At 62.5% G+C, this 341-nt stretch carries 1 pseudogene; it reads left to right on the forward strand.

The window, feature by feature from the left end:
• Positions 1 to 341, forward strand: a pseudogene (locus ACYP03_RS25005) (aminopeptidase P family protein); the annotation flags it as partial.

The raw sequence follows: 341 nt of genomic DNA on the forward strand, positions 1-341 counted from the left end.
GCCTGGAAGCCCTGAACGGCAAGCGGGTCTTGCTCGACCCGGCCACCAGCAATGCCTGGGCCGGACAGACACTGCACGACGCCGGGGCGGTCATCATCGAAGGTGCCGACCCTTGTATGCTGCCAAAAGCCGCAAAAAACCCGACTGAGGTGGCCGGCATGAAAGCCAGCCACATCCGTGATGGCGTCGCTGTGTCCAAATTCCTCGCCTGGGTCGACCGCCAGGTCGCCGCCGGCAACTTGCTGGACGAAGCAACACTGGCCGAGCAGCTGTGGCAGTTCCGTATTGAAGACCCAAGCTGTACGGATGTCAGCTTTGACACCATTTCTGCAGCCGGCGGC

Source organism: Photobacterium sp. R1 (genome assembly GCF_054600795.1).